Origin of the sequence: Castellaniella hirudinis, assembly GCF_042651965.1 — a bacterium.
In the GTDB taxonomy this organism is placed as follows: domain Bacteria; phylum Pseudomonadota; class Gammaproteobacteria; order Burkholderiales; family Burkholderiaceae_B; genus Castellaniella; species Castellaniella hirudinis.
Genome location: NZ_JBHSDY010000002.1, coordinates 113370 through 129104, shown reverse-complemented (window position 1 = coordinate 129104; position 15735 = coordinate 113370). Strand labels below are relative to the sequence as shown.

14 protein-coding genes are annotated in these 15735 nt (G+C 67.5%); 6 read left to right on the top strand and 8 right to left on the bottom strand.

The features are described from left to right. Nucleotides 1-44 precede the first annotated feature (44 nt). The 5 genes from ACFO0J_RS02850 (at nucleotide 45) to ACFO0J_RS02830 (ending at nucleotide 7294) form a co-directional block, all read left to right on the top strand. Nucleotides 45-920: a competence/damage-inducible protein A gene (locus ACFO0J_RS02850; protein ID WP_376811544.1), complete on the top strand. Its 876-nt coding sequence runs from the start codon at nucleotides 45-47 to the stop codon at nucleotides 918-920. A gap of 77 nt (nucleotides 921-997) precedes the next feature. After that, nucleotides 998-1822: an IclR family transcriptional regulator gene (locus ACFO0J_RS02845; protein ID WP_465251281.1), complete on the top strand. Its 825-nt coding sequence runs from the start codon at nucleotides 998-1000 to the stop codon at nucleotides 1820-1822. 154 nt (nucleotides 1823-1976) lie between these two features. Continuing rightward, nucleotides 1977-2543 carry a TIGR01841 family phasin gene (gene phaP / locus ACFO0J_RS02840; protein WP_376811543.1) on the top strand — a complete coding sequence of 189 codons (567 nt, stop codon included), beginning with the start codon at nucleotides 1977-1979 and terminating at the stop codon, nucleotides 2541-2543. A 249-nt stretch (nucleotides 2544-2792) separates the two neighbouring features. Next, complete coding sequence (locus ACFO0J_RS02835) at nucleotides 2793-4136, top strand: efflux RND transporter periplasmic adaptor subunit (RefSeq protein ID WP_376811542.1); 1344 nt, start codon at nucleotides 2793-2795, stop codon at nucleotides 4134-4136. After that, nucleotides 4133-7294, top strand: a complete 3162-nt coding sequence (locus ACFO0J_RS02830; RefSeq protein WP_376811541.1) for an efflux RND transporter permease subunit — start codon at nucleotides 4133-4135, stop codon at nucleotides 7292-7294. The genes ACFO0J_RS02835 and ACFO0J_RS02830 overlap by 4 nt, the downstream gene beginning before the upstream one ends. Before the next feature lie 19 nt (nucleotides 7295-7313). On the opposite strand, the gene ACFO0J_RS02825 is transcribed toward ACFO0J_RS02830, so the two are convergent. The 5 genes from ACFO0J_RS02825 to ACFO0J_RS02805 are packed head-to-tail and all read right to left on the bottom strand — an operon-like array spanning nucleotide 7314 to nucleotide 11755. Next, complete coding sequence (locus ACFO0J_RS02825; protein ID WP_376811540.1) at nucleotides 7314-8369, bottom strand: linear amide C-N hydrolase; 1056 nt, start codon at nucleotides 8367-8369, stop codon at nucleotides 7314-7316. 51 nt (nucleotides 8370-8420) lie between these two features. After that, complete coding sequence (locus ACFO0J_RS02820; protein ID WP_376811539.1) at nucleotides 8421-9464, bottom strand: quinone-dependent dihydroorotate dehydrogenase; 1044 nt, start codon at nucleotides 9462-9464, stop codon at nucleotides 8421-8423. Nucleotides 9465-9512: 48 nt separating this feature from the next. After that, nucleotides 9513-10262 carry an arginyltransferase gene (locus tag ACFO0J_RS02815; RefSeq protein WP_376811538.1) on the bottom strand — a complete coding sequence of 250 codons (750 nt, stop codon included), beginning with the start codon at nucleotides 10260-10262 and terminating at the stop codon, nucleotides 9513-9515. Between the two features lie 25 nt (nucleotides 10263-10287). Beyond that, nucleotides 10288-11139: a leucyl/phenylalanyl-tRNA--protein transferase gene (locus tag ACFO0J_RS02810; RefSeq protein ID WP_376811537.1), complete on the bottom strand. Its 852-nt coding sequence runs from the start codon at nucleotides 11137-11139 to the stop codon at nucleotides 10288-10290. A 28-nt stretch (nucleotides 11140-11167) separates the two neighbouring features. Further along, nucleotides 11168-11755 (bottom strand): NUDIX hydrolase, encoded by a 588-nt coding sequence (locus tag ACFO0J_RS02805; RefSeq protein ID WP_376811536.1) that lies wholly within the window; start codon nucleotides 11753-11755, stop codon nucleotides 11168-11170. Between the two features lie 87 nt (nucleotides 11756-11842). Between ACFO0J_RS02805 and hpaA the strand changes: the two genes are divergently transcribed. Then, nucleotides 11843-12751, top strand: coding sequence for a 4-hydroxyphenylacetate catabolism regulatory protein HpaA (gene hpaA / locus ACFO0J_RS02800; RefSeq protein WP_376811535.1), 909 nt, complete (start codon nucleotides 11843-11845; stop codon nucleotides 12749-12751). Here the strand turns inward: hpaA and ACFO0J_RS02795 are convergent. The 3 genes from ACFO0J_RS02795 to ACFO0J_RS02785 all read right to left on the bottom strand — a co-directional run bounded on the left by ACFO0J_RS02795 (nucleotide 12748) and on the right by ACFO0J_RS02785 (nucleotide 15638). Beyond that, nucleotides 12748-13704: a p-hydroxyphenylacetate 3-hydroxylase reductase component gene (locus ACFO0J_RS02795; RefSeq protein ID WP_376811534.1), complete on the bottom strand. Its 957-nt coding sequence runs from the start codon at nucleotides 13702-13704 to the stop codon at nucleotides 12748-12750. The genes hpaA and ACFO0J_RS02795 overlap by 4 nt on opposite strands. Before the next feature lie 12 nt (nucleotides 13705-13716). Further along, nucleotides 13717-14886 carry a p-hydroxyphenylacetate 3-hydroxylase oxygenase component gene (locus ACFO0J_RS02790; RefSeq protein ID WP_376811533.1) on the bottom strand — a complete coding sequence of 390 codons (1170 nt, stop codon included), beginning with the start codon at nucleotides 14884-14886 and terminating at the stop codon, nucleotides 13717-13719. A gap of 146 nt (nucleotides 14887-15032) precedes the next feature. Next, on the bottom strand, nucleotides 15033-15638 hold the full coding sequence (locus ACFO0J_RS02785; RefSeq protein ID WP_376811532.1) for a DUF2946 family protein: 606 nt from the start codon (nucleotides 15636-15638) through the stop codon (nucleotides 15033-15035). Nucleotides 15639-15735: the final 97 nt, after the last annotated feature.

Below are 15735 nucleotides of genomic sequence, written 5' to 3'. Positions count from 1 at the left end.
TCATTGCTGTCCGACCCTGATAGATTTCCCGACCAGGAACACCCATGTCGAATTCCGCTGCTCTCCATGATGCCGACCCGTCCGCACAGCCCGGTTGCGGGACGGACGCCTGCCCGATTCCCGGGACGCCGCCGCGCGTGCGCCTGATCGCCATCGGCGACGAGATCCTGTCCGGGCGCCGCCAGGACAAGCATTTTTCGCGCCTGATCGAACTGCTGCAGGAACGCGGCATGCGGCTGCAGGCCGCCGAATTCATTTCCGACGACGAGGACGACATCGTCGAGTGTCTGCGCCGCAGTTTCGCCACGCCGGACCTGGTGTTCTGTTGCGGCGGCATCGGCGCCACGCCCGATGACCGCACCCGGCAGGCCGCCGCGCGCGCCCTGGGCGTGTCGCTGGCGCTGCACCCCGAGGCCGAACGCCTGATCGGCGAACGCTGCGCCGAGACCGCCGCCAAGGGGCAGGGCAGCGCCGACATGTCCACGCCCGAAAACCAGCAGCGGCTGCAGATGGGCGTGTTCCCCGCGGGTTCGGAAATCATCCCGAACAGCTACAACAAGATCCCCGGTTTCTTCATCAGCAACCACAGCTTCATGCCCGGCTTTCCGGTGATGGCGCATGCCATGATGGCCTGGACGCTGGATACGCGCTATGCCCGCTGGCACCATGCCGAGTCCCGGATCGAGCATTCCTTCCTGGTGTTCGGTCTGCCCGAATCGCGCATCACCCCGGCGCTGGAATCACTGGAACTGCGCTGGGCGGGCATCCGCGCCTTCAGCCTGCCCAATGTCGGCGACGCGGGCGGCCATCCGCACATCGAACTGGGCGTCAAGGGCGCTCCCGAAGCCGCCGCCGAGGCCCTGGCCTGGCTGCGCGCCGAGGTCCTGTCGCTGGGCGGCCGGCTCGATCCCCCGGCCTGACCACCCCAGAAAATGCTTGCCATGTGAGATGTTTTTTCATAGTATGGAAAAATGGCGCGTTGCAACAAAACGAACCCATGGCACATCTTCCTCATACTTCTGTTCCGTCCTCCGCCCCGGCGCTCGCCGCGGCATCGGGTGATCATGGCGCGGTGACGATCCAGGTCCTGGATCGCGCCATGCGCATCCTGGACGTCCTGGCTGCGCAGCGCGACCCGATCACCTTGAAGGAACTGTCGGCCGCCACGGGCCTGCACGCCTCGACGGCGCACCGCATCCTGGCCGATCTGGCCGTGGGCCGTTACGTCGAACGCGTGGACAGCGGCCTGTACCGCCTGGGCATGCGCCTGCTGGAACTGGGATCGCTGGTCAAGGGGCGGCTGGACGTGCGCGCGGCGGCCATTGGCCCGATGCGCGAACTGCACCGCCAGACCGGCCAGACCGTCAATCTGTCGCTGGTGCAGGGTGACGAAATCGTCTATATCGAGCGCGCCTGGAGCGAACGCTCCGGCATGCAGGTGGTGCGCGCCATCGGCGGCCGGGCGCCGCTGCACCTGACGTCCACCGGCAAGCTGTTCCTGTCCATGTGGGATGCCCGCAGCGTGCGCAGCTATGCCATGCGCACGGGGCTGTCCGGCACCACGCGCAACAGCATCACTCAGGTCGATCAACTGGAACGCGAACTCGCGCTGGTGCGCCGGCACGGCTATTCGCGCGACAACGAGGAACTGGAACTCGGCGTGCGCTGCATTGCCGCCGGTGTGCATGACGACACCGGGGCGCTGCTGGCAGGGCTGTCTTTGTCGGCCCCCGCCGAGCGCATGCGCGACGACTGGATTCCGCTGCTGATGAGCACCAGCGCGCTCATTTCCGAGGCCCTGGGCTACGAGGCGCAACACTGAGTTGCACTATTTTGTTGCGCCGCAACAAAATCAGTTGACATCCCAGGTGATTCCTTTAGAATTTCATTTGTGCGTTGCAGCAAACGCTGCGATCGAGAAGGTGCCGGGCATTGTGCCTCTGAGGAAACCTTCTATCAATTGACAAGGAGTCATCATGAGCGCGAATCAACAATCCCTGCTGGCCACCCAAAAGGCCGTCATCGACAACCTGCTGGCCGTCCAAGGCACGTTCTTCAGCGGTTTCGAAAAGCTGGTCGACCTGAACCTGAAGGCCACCAAGGCTGCCCTGGAAGACGCCGCCCAGAAGTCCCAGGAAGTCACCGACCTGAAGGACGCCCAGGAACTGCTGGCCTTTACCTCCGCCTTCGTCCGTCCGGAACAGGCCGTGGCCTACGGCAAGGACGTCTACGGCATCCTGGCCGGCATCCAGGGCGACCTGAGCAAGCTGGCCGAAGCCCAACTGGCCCAAGGCCAACAGCAAGTGTCCGACGTGGTCGAGCAATTCGCCCGCAACGCCCCCACCGGTTCCGAAGGCGCCGTGGCGCTGCTGAAGTCCTCGCTGGCCACCGCCAACAACGCCTACGAGTCCGCCACCAAGGCCGCTCGCCAGGCCGCCAGCGCCGCTGAGTCGAACTTCGCCGCCGCGACCAACGCCACGCTGAAGGCCGCCGCCGACGTCGGCAAGGCCACCAAGACCAGCTCGCGTCGCCGCGCCGCCTGATCGATCTAGCGATCTCGGCCGGCCTCACCGCCGGCCGGACCCAGCCAGATCACCCGACCGAGGAAACCCCGGTCGGGCGCCGACCCCGGAACGAAAGTCCCGGGGTCGTTTTTTTATGGGTGCGCGGTATGCGGGCCGTGAGGTGGGATTTTCCTCGTATACTCGCCCACAGGCGGCCATTCGGCCGCTTGTCCCGTCTGCGCAGTGGCGCGGCGGGGGTCCCTGTCGATCATCCCGTTTCGAGGACTCATGGCGATTTCCTCCGTGCGTCGTAATTTTCTGTGGTGGGGCCTGGCGGCGCTGCTGATTCTGAGTGCGTGGATCTGGTGGTCCGGCCGCACCAGGCCGGCCGTCGCCGCGGCGGCTCCGAGGGCGGCCCCGGTCCTGGTGCATACGGCTACTGTGGCTGAACGCGACATGCCCATCCGCATCCAGGGGCTGGGCGCGGTCCAGGCCTGGGCCAGCGTGACGGTGCGCGCGCGCATTGACGGCCAACTGGAATCCGTCGGCTTTCGTGAAGGCGAGGTCGTGCAGCAGGGGCAGCTCATCGCGCAACTGGATGATCGCGTCCAGAAGGCCCAATTGGCGCAGGCCGTCGCCCAGCGCGTGCGCGACCAGGCGCAACTGGACAATGCGCGCGAAGACCTGAAGCGTTATGTCGAGCTGGCCCGCCATGGCGCCATCGACCGCAAGACCCTGGATGCCCAGCGCGCCCAGGTCGCGGTGTTGCATGCCACGATCCAGTCCGACGAGGCCCAGGCTCAGGCCGCGCGCGTTCAACTGGACTACACCCGCATTACGGCGCCGCTGACGGGGCGCACCGGGGCTTTGCGGGTGGACCCGGGCAATCTGGTCCGCGCGACGGATGCCGACGGTCTGGTGCTGATCAATCAGGTCGATCCGATCGCCGTCAGCTTCACCGTGCCGGACAAGGCCTTTGCGCAGGTCCGGGACGCCGTCCGGGCGGCGGCGCACGGGACGGCTCAAAATCCGGCCGGCAGCGCGGCGGCGCCCGGGATGGGTTCTGGATCGGCTGCGAAGGGCGCGGCAGCGCCTGACCCGAAGGGCGCAACGGTCCTCGACCGTCCGATTCCGGGGCTAGCGGTGGAAGTCTATGATCGCGGCGGCTCGGAGCGGCTCGGCCAAGGCGCGCTGGTCCTGCTGGACAACCAGATTGACGCCGCCAGCGGCACGCTGCGCCTGAAGGCCCGGCTGGACAATCCTGATCAGGCCCTGTGGCCGGGGCAGACCGTGGACGTGCGGCTGATCCTGGGCGACCGGGCCAACGCCCTGGTCGTGCCGGAGTCCGCCGTGCAGCGCGGCGCGCAGGGCTTGTATGTCTACGTGGTCGGGCCCGACGATGCCGTGCGCGCGCAGACGGTGCGGACCCTCGTGGCCCAGGACGGCCTGGCCGTGGTGGCCGAGGGCCTGTCCGCAGGCGAGCGCGTCGTGGTCGACGGCCAGTACAAGTTGCGGCCCGGCCTGAAGGTCGCCGAAATGGAGGCCGCCGGCCAGACCAGGCCGGACGGACAGGCTGAGCCTGACGGCCAGGCCGCGCCGGACGAGAAAGCCGCGCCGGGGAACGCTTCGTGAACATTTCCGAACCGTTCATCCGCCGCCCCATCGGGACTTCGCTGCTGGCGATGGCCCTGTTTCTGCTGGGCCTGGCGGTGTTTCCGCTGCTGCCCGTGGCGCCGCTGCCCCAGGTCGATTTCCCCACCATCCAGGTCACCGCGAAGCTGCCCGGCGGCAACCCGGAAACCATGGCCACCAGCGTGGCCCAGCCGCTGGAACGGGAGTTCTCCACCATCCCCGGCCTGGTGCAGATGAGTTCCGAAAACGCGCTGGGCTCGTCGCGCATCACGCTGCAGTTCGCGCTGGACCGCAACATCGACGGCGCCGCCCTGGACGTGCAAAGCGCCATCAACGCGGCCTCGCGCCAGTTGCCCTCGAACCTGTCCAGTCCGCCGACCTTTCGCAAAGTCAATCCGGCGGATTTTTCCATCCTGATCCTGTCGGTGCAGTCCGACGTGCTGCCGGTCACCGAGGTCAATGACTTTGCCGACAACATCCTGGCGCAGCAGCTCTCGCGGGTCGAGGGCGTCGGCCAGGTGAATATTTTCGGCCAGCAGAAGCCGGCCATCCGCATCCAGGTCGATCCGCAGAAGATCGCCGCGCTGGGGCTGGACCTGGAGTCGATCCGGGGCGTGATCGCCACCACCACGGTCAATCAGCCCAAGGGCACGATCGACGGCAGCCGCCAGAGCTACACCATCTATACCAACGACCAGATCCTGGACGCGGCCCCCTGGAATGACGTGATCATCGCCTGGCGCAACGGCGCGCCGGTGCGCGTGCGCGACATCGGCATCGCCGTGCCCGGCCCGGAGGACATGAAGCAGGCCGGCTGGGCTTTCGCCGGCAAGGGGGCGGGGCCGGGCGACGTCTCCCGGAGCGGCCGTTCCCTGGTGATGGGGATCACCAAGCAGCCGGGGGCCAACGTCATCGACACGGTCGAGCGTATCCGCGCGGAACTGCCGCGCCTGATGGCCTCCATGCCGGCCAGCATCCAGGTCAGCACCCTGATCGACCGCACCCAGAACATCCGCGCCTCGGTTCACGAGGTCGAGTTCACGCTGCTGTTGTCGATCGTGCTGGTGGTGATGGTGATCTTCATGTTCCTGCGCAGCATCTCGGGCACGCTGATCGCCAGCGTCACGGTGCCGCTGGCGCTGATGGGGACGTTTGCGCTGATGTATGTGGCCGGCTACAGCCTGGACAATCTGTCGCTGATGGCGCTGACGATTTCCGTGGGTTTCGTGATCGACGACGCCGTGGTCATGCTGGAAAACATCTGGCGCCACGTCGAAGAAGGCATGAAGCCGATGGAGGCGGCCCTGAAAGGCGCGCGCGAGATCGGCTTTACCATCGTGTCGATCTCGGTGTCGCTGATGGCCGTGTTCATCCCCCTGCTGCTGATGGGGGGCATGGTGGGGCGGCTGTTCCGCGAATTTGCCGTGACCGTCACCATGACCGTGGTGATTTCCGTGCTGGTGACGCTCAGCCTGACGCCCATGCTGTGTTCGCGCTACCTGCGCAATCCGCAGCAGATCTCGCATGGACGGGTCTACCAGGCCTTCGAGCGCGGTTTCGACCGCATGCTGGCGGTCTACCGCCGGGGCCTGGATTACGCGCTGGACCATCAATTCGCCACGCTGTGCGTGTTCCTGGCGACGCTGGCCGCGTCCGCGGCGCTGTTCATCGTGATCCCGAAGGGCTTTTTTCCGCAGCAGGACACGGGCGCGATCTTCGGGGTGGCCGAGACGTCGCAGGACAGTTCGTTTGGCGCCATGAACGAGCGCATGATGGCGCTGGCCGAGGTGCTGCGCCAGGACCCGGATATCGCCTCGTTCGGCATGAGCAGCAATGCGCCGACCTTCAACACCGGGCGTTTCTTCATCAGCCTGAAGCCGCGCGAAGCCGGGCGGCGCGCCAGCGCCGACGACGTCATCCGCCGGCTGCGGCCGCAATTGGAACACGTGCCCGGCGTGCGCCTGTTCATGCAGGCCGGGCAGGACATCAACGTCGGCGGGCGCATGTCGCGCACCCAGTACCAGTACACCCTGACGAGCGCCAACCTGGACGAACTGAATACCTGGGCGCCGCGCCTGCTGGAGCGATTCCACGGTTTGCCGCAACTGGCCGACCTGGCGACCGACCAGCAAAACAGCGCCAACACGGCGGTGGTCACGATCGACCGCGCCCGCGCGGCCATGTTCGGCATCACCCCGGCCCAGATCGACAACACCATCTACAACGCGCTGGGTCAGCGCCAGGTGGCGCAGTATTCCACCCAGATCAACAGCTACCAGGTCATTCTGGAGATCACCCCGGAGCTGCAGGCCGACCCGGACGTGTTCTCGCGCCTGTACATCAAGTCGCCCCTGACCGGCGAGCAGGTGCCGCTGTCCAGCCTGACGCAGGTGGATACGTCCAAGCCCGGTTTCCTGTCCATCAATCACCAGGGCCAGTTTCCGGCGGTGACGATCTCGTTCAACCTGGCGGCGGGGTATTCGCTGGGGCAGGCGGTGGACGCCATCCATGCGGCCCAGGCCACCATGGGCCTGCCGCTGTCGATCCAGGGGGCCTTCCAGGGCACGGCCCAGGTCTTCCAGGAATCCCTGGCGACCCAGCCCTATCTGATTGCCGCCGCCCTGGTGGCCGTGTACATCGTGCTGGGGCTGCTGTACGAAAGCTACATCCACCCCCTGACCATCCTGTCCACGCTGCCGTCGGCAGGCGTGGGGGCGTTGCTGATCCTGATGGGCAGCGGTTTCGACCTGAGCGTGATCGCGATCATCGGCATCCTGCTGCTGATCGGCATCGTCAAAAAGAACGGCATCATGCTGATCGACTTTGCGCTGGTGGCCGAGCGCCAGCAGGGCCTGTCCCCGCGCGAGGCCATCTACCAGGCCTGCCTGCTGCGCTTCCGGCCCATCATGATGACCACGATGTGCGCCTTGCTGGCGGGGCTGCCGCTGATGCTGGGCACGGGCGCGGGGTCCGAACTGCGCCAGCCGCTGGGCTATACGATGGTGGGCGGCCTGATCCTGTCGCAGGCGCTGACCCTGTTCACGACCCCGGTGGTGTACCTGTACCTGGATCGTTTGCATCACCGCTATGTGCGCGGCCGGGCGCTGAAGCAGGCGCAGCGCTTGCGTCGCGCGCGGGGCGGGCGGCAGGCCGGTTGAATCGGCCCGGCCGCCGCGGCTATTCGGCTTCCATGAAGTCGAAAGGCGGCGCGGATACGAACCGGTCCGAGACTTCGCCGGCCAGGATCCGATCCATGTCCGTCCCCAGGTCGAGGGTCCGGGGTCCGGCGCCCTTTGAAAAGTCGAGGCGCTTGAGATCCACCCAGAATGTGTTGGGCGCCGTCGCGGACTCGGCATAGAACAGCTTGTTCTTGTGGTCCGCCACGATGCGCCAGCGCGTCGTGGACAGATTGGGCGCATCCGGCACGCTGATGCCGTAGGGGACGGAGACGTTCCGGACGATGCTGAACACCGCCGCAGCGGCGATCCGGGGTTCGTCGCTCTGGATCACCGTGTCGGTGTAATAGCTTGCGCGCACGAAGCGGTCGGAAGCGCGGTTCGTGCCGGGCAGGAACGTGCGCCCGTCGACTCCGCTCCAGTAGCGCGTGACCGCAAGCTGCTCGTCGTAGGAGGGTTCGTTCGTCATCACCCGGAATTCCCGGCCGTGATGAATGCGCAGCTTGCCGTCGATCCACTCGAAGATCGCGCTGTCGCCCGTCGCGTCGGACAGGGACAGATGCAGCGGGGCCAGGCTTCCGGGCCGGCCGGGCACTTCGCCGCTGACGACCTGCACCGGCATGGCGCGGGCATGCCGCACCGCTTCGTCGACCGTCGCGAACTGGTCGAGGAAGTACTGCGCCCAGATCGACAGCGACAGGCGGGGCGTGACGCCGTCGTCCTCGGGGTACGCGGCGTTGGCCAGCCACAGCAGATTGGCGTTGAGGCCCGCCTCGTTCATCCCGTCCACCGCCGAGATCTCGTAGCCGGAAACGATCAGGCTGCCGTAGGACGAGGTCCATGCCACGGACCGCGGCCCGGCCGCCCCGTGCCGTTTCATGCCGCGAGGAAAGACCCAGAGGTTGCTGACGATCGGGTCTTTGAAGTCCATCGAGCGGCCCGTCAGGTAGGTCTCGTTCGGGCCATGGTAGATGACACGGGTGCAGGCCTGCGCCTCCAGGGCCGTCAAGCTCGCGGCGGCGATCAGTGCGGCGAACAGGCGGGTGATTCGAGGCATGGGGGACGGTGCTCCTTCGGCGGCGAGGGTGAGTCCGGGCGGGGCCGGACGCTAGGCGTTTTCCAGCGCCCGCACGCACTCCGCGACCAGCGCCGGGCCCCGGTAGGTCAGCCCGGTGTAGAGCTGCACCGCGTCGGCGCCGGCCTGGATCTTTTCCACGGCCTGGCGGCCGGATTCGATGCCGCCCACGCCGATGATGGCGGTGTCCTTGCCCAGGCGTTCGCGCAGGCGGCGGATCACGGCCAGGGACATGGCATGGACCGGGGGGCCGGACAGGCCGCCTGCCTCGTCCTCGTGGGGCAGGCCGCGCACGGCGTCACGTGATAGCGTGGTGTTGGTGGCGATGATGCCGTCAATGCCGTGGCGCGGCGCCAGTTCGGCGACGGCGTCGATTTCCTCGGTCCCCAGGTCGGGCGCGATCTTGACCACCAGCGGCGTGCGCCGGCCATGGCGGTCGGCCAGGGCCTCGCGGCGTTCGCGCAGCGCGCCCAGCAGCGCGTCGAGCGCGTCGTGGCTTTGCAGGCTGCGCAGATTGCGCGTGTTGGGCGAAGAAATATTGATGGTGACGTAGTCCGCGTGGGGATAGACGCCGTCCAGGCACTGCAGATAGTCGTCCACGGCGCGTTCGATCGGCGTGTCGGCGTTCTTGCCGATGTTCAGCCCCAGGATGCCGCCCTGGCGGCGCCACTGGCTGCGCTGTACGTTGGCGATGAAGGTGTCCAGGCCGTCGTTGTTGAAGCCCATGCGGTTGATCAGGCAGCGCGCGCGCGGCAGCCGGAACATGCGCGGCTTGGGATTGCCGGGCTGGGCGCGCGGGGTGACGGTGCCGACCTCGATGAAGCCGAAGCCCAGGGCGGCCAGGCCGTCGATGCAGTCGCCGTTCTTGTCCAGGCCCGCCGCCAGGCCGACGGGGTTGCGCAAAGGCAGGCCCATGACGGTGCGCGGCAGCACCGGCTGGCGCGCGTTCAGCAGCCGCGTCGCGGCGCAGCCCTGGCTGCGCTGCAGCGCGTGCAGCGTCCATTCGTGGGCCTGTTCGGGGTCCATGGAAAACAGGGCGGCGCGCGCCAGCGGATAGGCTTGGAACAACAGGGACATGGGAATCGTCGGATGAGGTTGGGAAGGGCCGCAGCCCGGCGTTCGGCGTCAATCGCCGTCAGTCGGCGGCGCGTCCGGCGGTTCGGTCCAGACGCCGTTGCGCAGGATCTGATGCGGCCTGAAGCGTGATTTGTAAGCCATTTTACGGCTTTCCTCGATCCAGTAACCCAGGTACAGCCAGGGCAGGCCCAGGCGGGCGGCGTAGTCCATCTGCCAGAGGATGCCGTAGGTGCCCAGGCTGCCCGGCCAATCGGGATCGTAGAAGGTGTAAACGGCCGACAGCCCGTGGTCGACGCGGTCCATGATGGCCACCATGCGCAGCACGCCGTCGGCGTCGTGGAATTCGGCCATCTCCGAATGGACCCGGCTGGTGAGCAGGAATTGCGTGTACTGGGCCTGGTCGTCCTGGTCCATGCCGGCGCCGGGATGGCGGCTTTTCTGGTAGCGCAGGTAGAGATCGAAATGCCGGGCGTCCCAGTGCAGCGGCGCCAGCCGGGCCGTCAGGACGGGCTGCAGGCGGCGCCAGAGCTTGCCCTGGGTGCGGTCGCGCCGGAAGCGCCGGACGTCGACGCGGATGGGGATGCAGGCCTGGCAGTGTTCGCAGGCAGGCCGGTACGTGAACAGGCCGCTGCGGCGAAAGCCCTGTTCGATCAGACGGGCGTAGGCGGATTCGTCCACCAGATGGGTGGGGGCGGCGACCTCGGAGCGCGCCATGCGGCCGGGCAGATAGCTGCAGGGATAGCTGGCGGTGGTGTAGAACTGCAGGCGGCGGAAGACGGATTCGCTGGGATTGCTCATGAAACGGGCCGGAGTGGCGATCGATTCATTGTGGCACCGATTCCAGTCTTCCGTCAGCCCGTAGCCGGCCACGCCCCCAGGCCGGGGCCGGGGCGTCGCGGCCGGCCGCCAGCATCGCCAGGAATCCGGGGCGTGCCACGGGCCGTGCGCCCAGGCTGGCCAGATGGGGCGTCTCCTGCTGGCAGTCGATCCAGGGCACGTCCCGGGTCCGCAGGTGGCTCACCAGATAGGCCAGGGCGACCTTGCTGGCGTCGGCAGCCAGGCTGAACATGGATTCGCCGAAAAAGCACCGCCCCAGGCTGACGCCGTACAGTCCGCCGGCCAGCCGGCCGCTGATCCAGGTCTCGATGCTGTGGACGTAGCCCATGCGGTGCCAGGCGGTGTAGACGGCCTGAATGTCCGGCGTGATCCAGGTGCCGTCCCGGCCGGATGCCGTGTCGGGGGCGGACCAGTCCCGGCCGGTGCGGGCGGCGCCCAGGCCGATGCGCGGGGCGCCGCGTTGCGCGCAGTGGGCGATCACGGCGGGGAAGGCCTGATTCAGGGTGACGTGCAGGTCGGGCGGCGGTCCGGGTGGCGATGGCGTTTTTCCGGCGTCCGGCGCTGCACCGGGTGCAGCCTCCCGGTCGAACTGCCGGACACGCTTGGCCAGCGAGCGGCCGAGGTGGAAATCCTCGCAGCGCAGCACCATGCGCGGATCGGGGCTCCACCACAGCACCGGTTCGCCGGGGCTGTACCAGGGGAACAGGCCCTTGCGGTAGGCCTCGTAGAGCCGGGCGGGTGACAGGTCCAGTCCTGCCGCCGCCAGGCCGCTGGCGGGCACCGGCGCATGGGCCGGGTCGGGCAGGGGATCGCGGTCTTCGACCCAGGCGATCGTCATGGCGTCGTTGCGGCGGGGGCCCCGTTGATCAATCCGGGAAGCGCAGGTTGATGGCGTAGTGGTGGGTGGGGAAGTCACCCCGGGCGCGGTCCTGCAGATAGTGCTCCAGCGTCGTGCTGACGGTGCGGAAGGCCAGTTCGTTCCAGGGGATTTCGTCCAGGGCGAAGAAGGCGGCTTCCAGGGTTTCGGGTCCCGGCGCCAGGTCCGGGCCGAGGACGTCGGCCAGGTAGTACAGGTGGACCTGATTGACCAAGGGCACGTCGATCACCGTGAGCAGGGACTGGATCTCGATGCGGGCGCCGGATTCTTCCTGGTTTTCACGCTCGGCGCCCTGTTCGGTGGTTTCGCCCAGTTCCATGAAGCCGGCCGGCAGCGTCCATTTGCCGTAGCGCGGTTCGATGGCGCGGCGGCACAGCAGCACCCGGTCGCCCAGGATCGGCACCACGCCGACCACGTTGCGCGGGTTCTGGTAGTGGACCGCGCCGCAGTGATGGCACAGGTCGCGGATGCGGTTGTCGTCCGGCGGGATTTCCCGGCTGAGGGCATGGCCGCATTGAGAGCAGAACTGCTGGGCGCGGGGGGCGGGGTGGTAGAAGGCGGGATCGGGCGAGGTCATGCCAGGATTTTAGCCTGCGGGCGATGCGGCGTGATGACGGCGTATCGCGTATAGAATGGGGATCAGGACAACTCGCTGGATCACGGCATGTCGCGCCAGGCCATCCCTAATCTCGACCTGAGCCACATCGCGGGCCCCGGCCACGCGGATGCCGATCTGCACTACGAAGCGCTCGGCACCCTGGCCAGCCAGTTGGGGCGCAGCATGGCGATGCATCGGCACGACCAGTTCTTTCAGGTGCATTACGTCCTGAACGGCATGGTGCGCGTGCAACTGGAAGACCGGCTCTATCGCCTGCAGGCGCCGATGGTGTTCCTGACTCCGCCCGCGTTCCTGCATGCGTTCGTGACCGATGACGATGCCGACGGCCATGTCCTGACCGTCAGGCCGCGGTCGCTCGGGCCGATGCCGCGTGATGACCTGGCCTGGCCGGGCGACGGCGCGCAGATCGCGCCCGTCTGCCTGCCGATCGGGGCGCTGGAAGGCGGGTACGCCGCCGAGGCGCGCTGCATGGATCAGTTGTTCGGCCTGTTGCGCCGTGAGCATGCCGAGCGGCGCCCCGGCCAGACGCAGAGTCTGGCGCTCCTGGCGCGGCTGATCTTCATCAGCCTGTTGCGGCTGTCTTCCGAGGCCCTGGCTTCGCCCCCGCCGTGCCGCGAGGAGTTGCAGCTTTTTCAGCAGTTCAGCGCCCTGATGGAGGCCCATTTCCGCGAGCACTGGACGCTGCCCCGCTATGCGGCCGACCTGGCCATCGGCGAGCAGCGGCTCAACGAAGTGTGCCGCCGCATGACCGGCAAGCCCCCCAAGCGGCTGATCAATGACCGCCTGATGCAGGAAGCGCGCCGCCTGCTGCTTTATACCGGACAGGCCGTCAGTCAGGTGGGCTATGCGCTGGGGTTCGACGACCCGGCCTACTTCGGCCGCTTCTTTTTGCGGCAGGCGGGCGAGTCGCCGGGTGTCTATCGGGCGCGCATGGCCGGCCGTCTTGGGCCTTAGACCGGGGCGGCGATGATGCCCCTGAGGACCTGCTTGAAGGTTTCCACCTGCGCCCGGTCGAAGCGGGCGAAGACTTTTTCTTCGTGGCTGCGCGCCGTCGTCCAGATGCCCCGGACTTGCGTGGCGCCCGCCGCCGTCAGCGTTTCGCCGTCCGGCGTGCGTTCGACCAGGTCACGGCTGCGCAGCAGGTCCAGCGTCTGTTCGACTTGGTGCTGCGGCATGTCGGCCTGGCGGGCCAGCATCGCCATGTCCCGGGCGGGGCCGTCGTTCAGGATCATGAGCAGGCGGGCTTCGCCGGGCCTCCAGCCGGTCTCGATCTGCCGGGGCTGGTAGCTTTCCTGGTAGTGGCGCACGGCCTGGGTCATCAGAAAATAGGGATGATCGGCCAGCCGGGCCTGCAGGTCGTTGGCGGCGGCGCCGGCGGATGCGGCCTGTGGCGGCTGCCGGTGGGGGTGGGGCAGCGCCATGGCGTACGAACCCTGGTGGTACAGCAGGGGGGCCGTGCCCCGGTCTTCGAAGGCCAGCACCCGGCCGATGAGGATCCAGTGATCGCCGCCTTCGATGATCTGGGTCTTCTCGCACTGAAAGTTGGCGCAGGCGCCGTCCAGCAGGATGCAGCCGCCCTGGCCGGGGTGCCAGGCGACGCCCGCGTAGCGGTCTTCGCTGGGCCGGGCGAAACGGTTGGACAGCTCGATCTGGTCCATGGCCAGGACATTGATGGCGAAATGGGTGGCGCGTCGGAACACCGGGAAGCTGGCCGAGCGCTTGTCGATGCTCCAGAGTATCAGCGGCGGATCGAGCGAGACCGAGGTGAAGCTGTTGGCGGTCACGCCGACCCTGTCTTCGCCTGCGCAGGCCGTGACGACGGTGACGCCGGTGGCGAAATTGCTTAGTGCCCGGCGCAGGATGCGTGGGTCGAATGCCGTGGGTTCGATGGGGTGCGGGGCGTCCATGGGCGGCTCTCCTCAGATCATCGTGGGGTCGGGCTCCATGCCCATGAGCTGGCGTCCCAGGATCTGGGCGCACACGTCGTAGTCGGTATAGGCGTGGGCGGCCGTCATGTGGCTGTCGCGGAACAGGCGCTGCATTTCGTTGGTTTCGAACCAGGCGCCGGCCCCGGCGGCCTCGAACAGGCGCTTGACCGACTCGACGCACATCTTCACCACGTAGGCCTGGTTGGTACGCCAGGCGGTCAGCGTTTCGACAGAGGGATAGCGCCTGGCCTCGCCGTGCGCGCGGTGGTCTTCCCAGGTTTTTTCGAGCAGGGCCCGGGCGGCCGCCACCTGGTGGGTGGATTCGGCCAGGCGCATCAGGGCCGGCGTGGCCGTGCCCACGCTGGCGCCGGTGTAGGCGCGCACGCGGTTGCGGGTCTTTTCCTTGAAGGCTTCCAGCATGCGTTCGGCGATGCCCAGGCTGATGGAGGAAAAGCCGCTGGCGAAATAGGGCCGGTACGGGGTGTAGAAGATCTTGCTGTCGGGGTACAGGCCGAAACCGGCGGACTTGCCTTCCATCATGTCCTTGGCGGCCTGGATGCGGTGTTCGGGTACGAAGACCTTGTCCAGCAGGAGCGTCTTGGAACCGCTGCCGCGCATGCCGATGGCGTACCAGTCGTCGCGGATGGTGTAGTCCCGGCGCGGCACCACGGCAAAGCAGTAGGTCTTTTCGCCGGCCGGGTTCATGCGGTTGAAACCGACGATGGCCCATTCGGCGTGATCGCAGCCGCTGCTCCAGCCCATTTCGCCGCTGAACAGCACGCCGCCCTCGACTTCCTCGGTGCGGCCGAAGGGCGCGATGCTGCTGCTGGCGGTGGCGTCGGGGTTTTCACCCCAGAGTTCATCCTGCAATTGCCTGGAGAACATGGCGAGCTGGTGACTGTGGGTGCACAGCAGGCTGAAGGCCCAGGTCGCGCCGGCGTCGGCGCCCGCCAGGGCGGCGATGCAATCGCCGAATTCGGGCAGCGACATTTCGAGGCCGCCGTAGGCTTTGGGTTGGAAGGCGCGGTGCAGGCCGGTGCTCTTGAGCAGGGCGATGGTTTTGGCGGGCACCTGGCGTTCGTGTTCGGATTCGGCTGCGTGGGCGGCGAGTTCGGGAAGAATGGCCTGGATGCGTTCCAGCATGGGGGTCGTGCTTGTCATGGTTTGTCTCCTGGATCGGATGGATCGAATGACGAATGAACGGCTCCCAAAAATTGTAAATATGTTAGTGAATTCTCCTGAATGCACATTCCGGGGCGAACATGGCACTTTTCTCGGATCTGGGGAAAACCCCGAGACTGTCCGGCTCAAGGCCGGCGGATGAAACCCAGCGTGGTTTCCAGGGCATCGGCCGACACCAGGCCTAGCGGCGTCTCGGCGCCGCCGCCCAGACGCACGGCGATGCCGGCGGGGGCGGGCCGCTCCAGCCAGTCGTCCAGCGGCCGGCCGTCGACGGCGCGCAGCGCGTCGATCGTTCGCGCCAGGTCCCGATCCGCCACCAGTCCGGCGCCCCGGTCCGATTGGGCGTACAGGCGGCCTTCCGGGTCCAGCCACCAATGCGTCACCGGGCCGTAGCCGGCGCCGGTGTGGGTGCGCAGCAGGGGGCGGCCTTGCGCGTCGGTCTCCAGGCCCAGAATCCAGGGGGCGCCGTCCAGGCGCACGTAGACGCGCTGAGGACCATTCTGGAAGCACCAGCGGCCCGCATCGTCCGCCAGATAGTTGCGGTTGATGAAGGCGATGATCTGCGGGCTGGTGATGGCTTCGCCGGGTTCCTCGGGGCCGCCCTCCGGCGCGCCCCAGCCGCGTCCATGAGGATGCAGGCGCCACTGGCCGCGCGCCGACAGCGACAGCCAGCCGTGCACGGCCGGCACATTCGGCCAGCGGGCCATGGCGGCGAGTACTTGATCGTCCATTGAGGGTTCCCGGATGCGGCCTGTCCAGGCAGTGTAGCCGAGCGGGATCCAGGCGGCTCCGGGGCGTAGAATGACCTTTTGAATCACGTCAGCAGGA

What these genes read in the sequence shown, in the direction of transcription:
- ACFO0J_RS02850 (WP_376811544.1), top strand. Translation starts at nt 45, where the DNA reads ATGTCGAATTCCGCTGCTCTCCATGATGCCGACCCGTCCGCACAGCCC.
- ACFO0J_RS02845 (WP_465251281.1), top strand. Translation starts at nt 998, where the DNA reads ATGGCACATCTTCCTCATACTTCTGTTCCGTCCTCCGCCCCGGCGCTC.
- phaP (WP_376811543.1), top strand. Translation starts at nt 1,977, where the DNA reads ATGAGCGCGAATCAACAATCCCTGCTGGCCACCCAAAAGGCCGTCATC.
- ACFO0J_RS02835 (WP_376811542.1), top strand. Translation starts at nt 2,793, where the DNA reads ATGGCGATTTCCTCCGTGCGTCGTAATTTTCTGTGGTGGGGCCTGGCG.
- ACFO0J_RS02825 (WP_376811540.1), bottom strand. Translation starts at nt 8,369, where the DNA reads ATGCCTCGAATCACCCGCCTGTTCGCCGCACTGATCGCCGCCGCGAGC.
- ACFO0J_RS02820 (WP_376811539.1), bottom strand. Translation starts at nt 9,464, where the DNA reads ATGTCCCTGTTGTTCCAAGCCTATCCGCTGGCGCGCGCCGCCCTGTTT.
- ACFO0J_RS02815 (WP_376811538.1), bottom strand. Translation starts at nt 10,262, where the DNA reads ATGAGCAATCCCAGCGAATCCGTCTTCCGCCGCCTGCAGTTCTACACC.
- ACFO0J_RS02810 (WP_376811537.1), bottom strand. Translation starts at nt 11,139, where the DNA reads ATGACGATCGCCTGGGTCGAAGACCGCGATCCCCTGCCCGACCCGGCC.
- ACFO0J_RS02805 (WP_376811536.1), bottom strand. Translation starts at nt 11,755, where the DNA reads ATGACCTCGCCCGATCCCGCCTTCTACCACCCCGCCCCCCGCGCCCAG.
- hpaA (WP_376811535.1), top strand. Translation starts at nt 11,843, where the DNA reads ATGTCGCGCCAGGCCATCCCTAATCTCGACCTGAGCCACATCGCGGGC.
- ACFO0J_RS02795 (WP_376811534.1), bottom strand. Translation starts at nt 13,704, where the DNA reads ATGGACGCCCCGCACCCCATCGAACCCACGGCATTCGACCCACGCATC.
- ACFO0J_RS02790 (WP_376811533.1), bottom strand. Translation starts at nt 14,886, where the DNA reads ATGACAAGCACGACCCCCATGCTGGAACGCATCCAGGCCATTCTTCCC.
- ACFO0J_RS02785 (WP_376811532.1), bottom strand. Translation starts at nt 15,638, where the DNA reads ATGGACGATCAAGTACTCGCCGCCATGGCCCGCTGGCCGAATGTGCCG.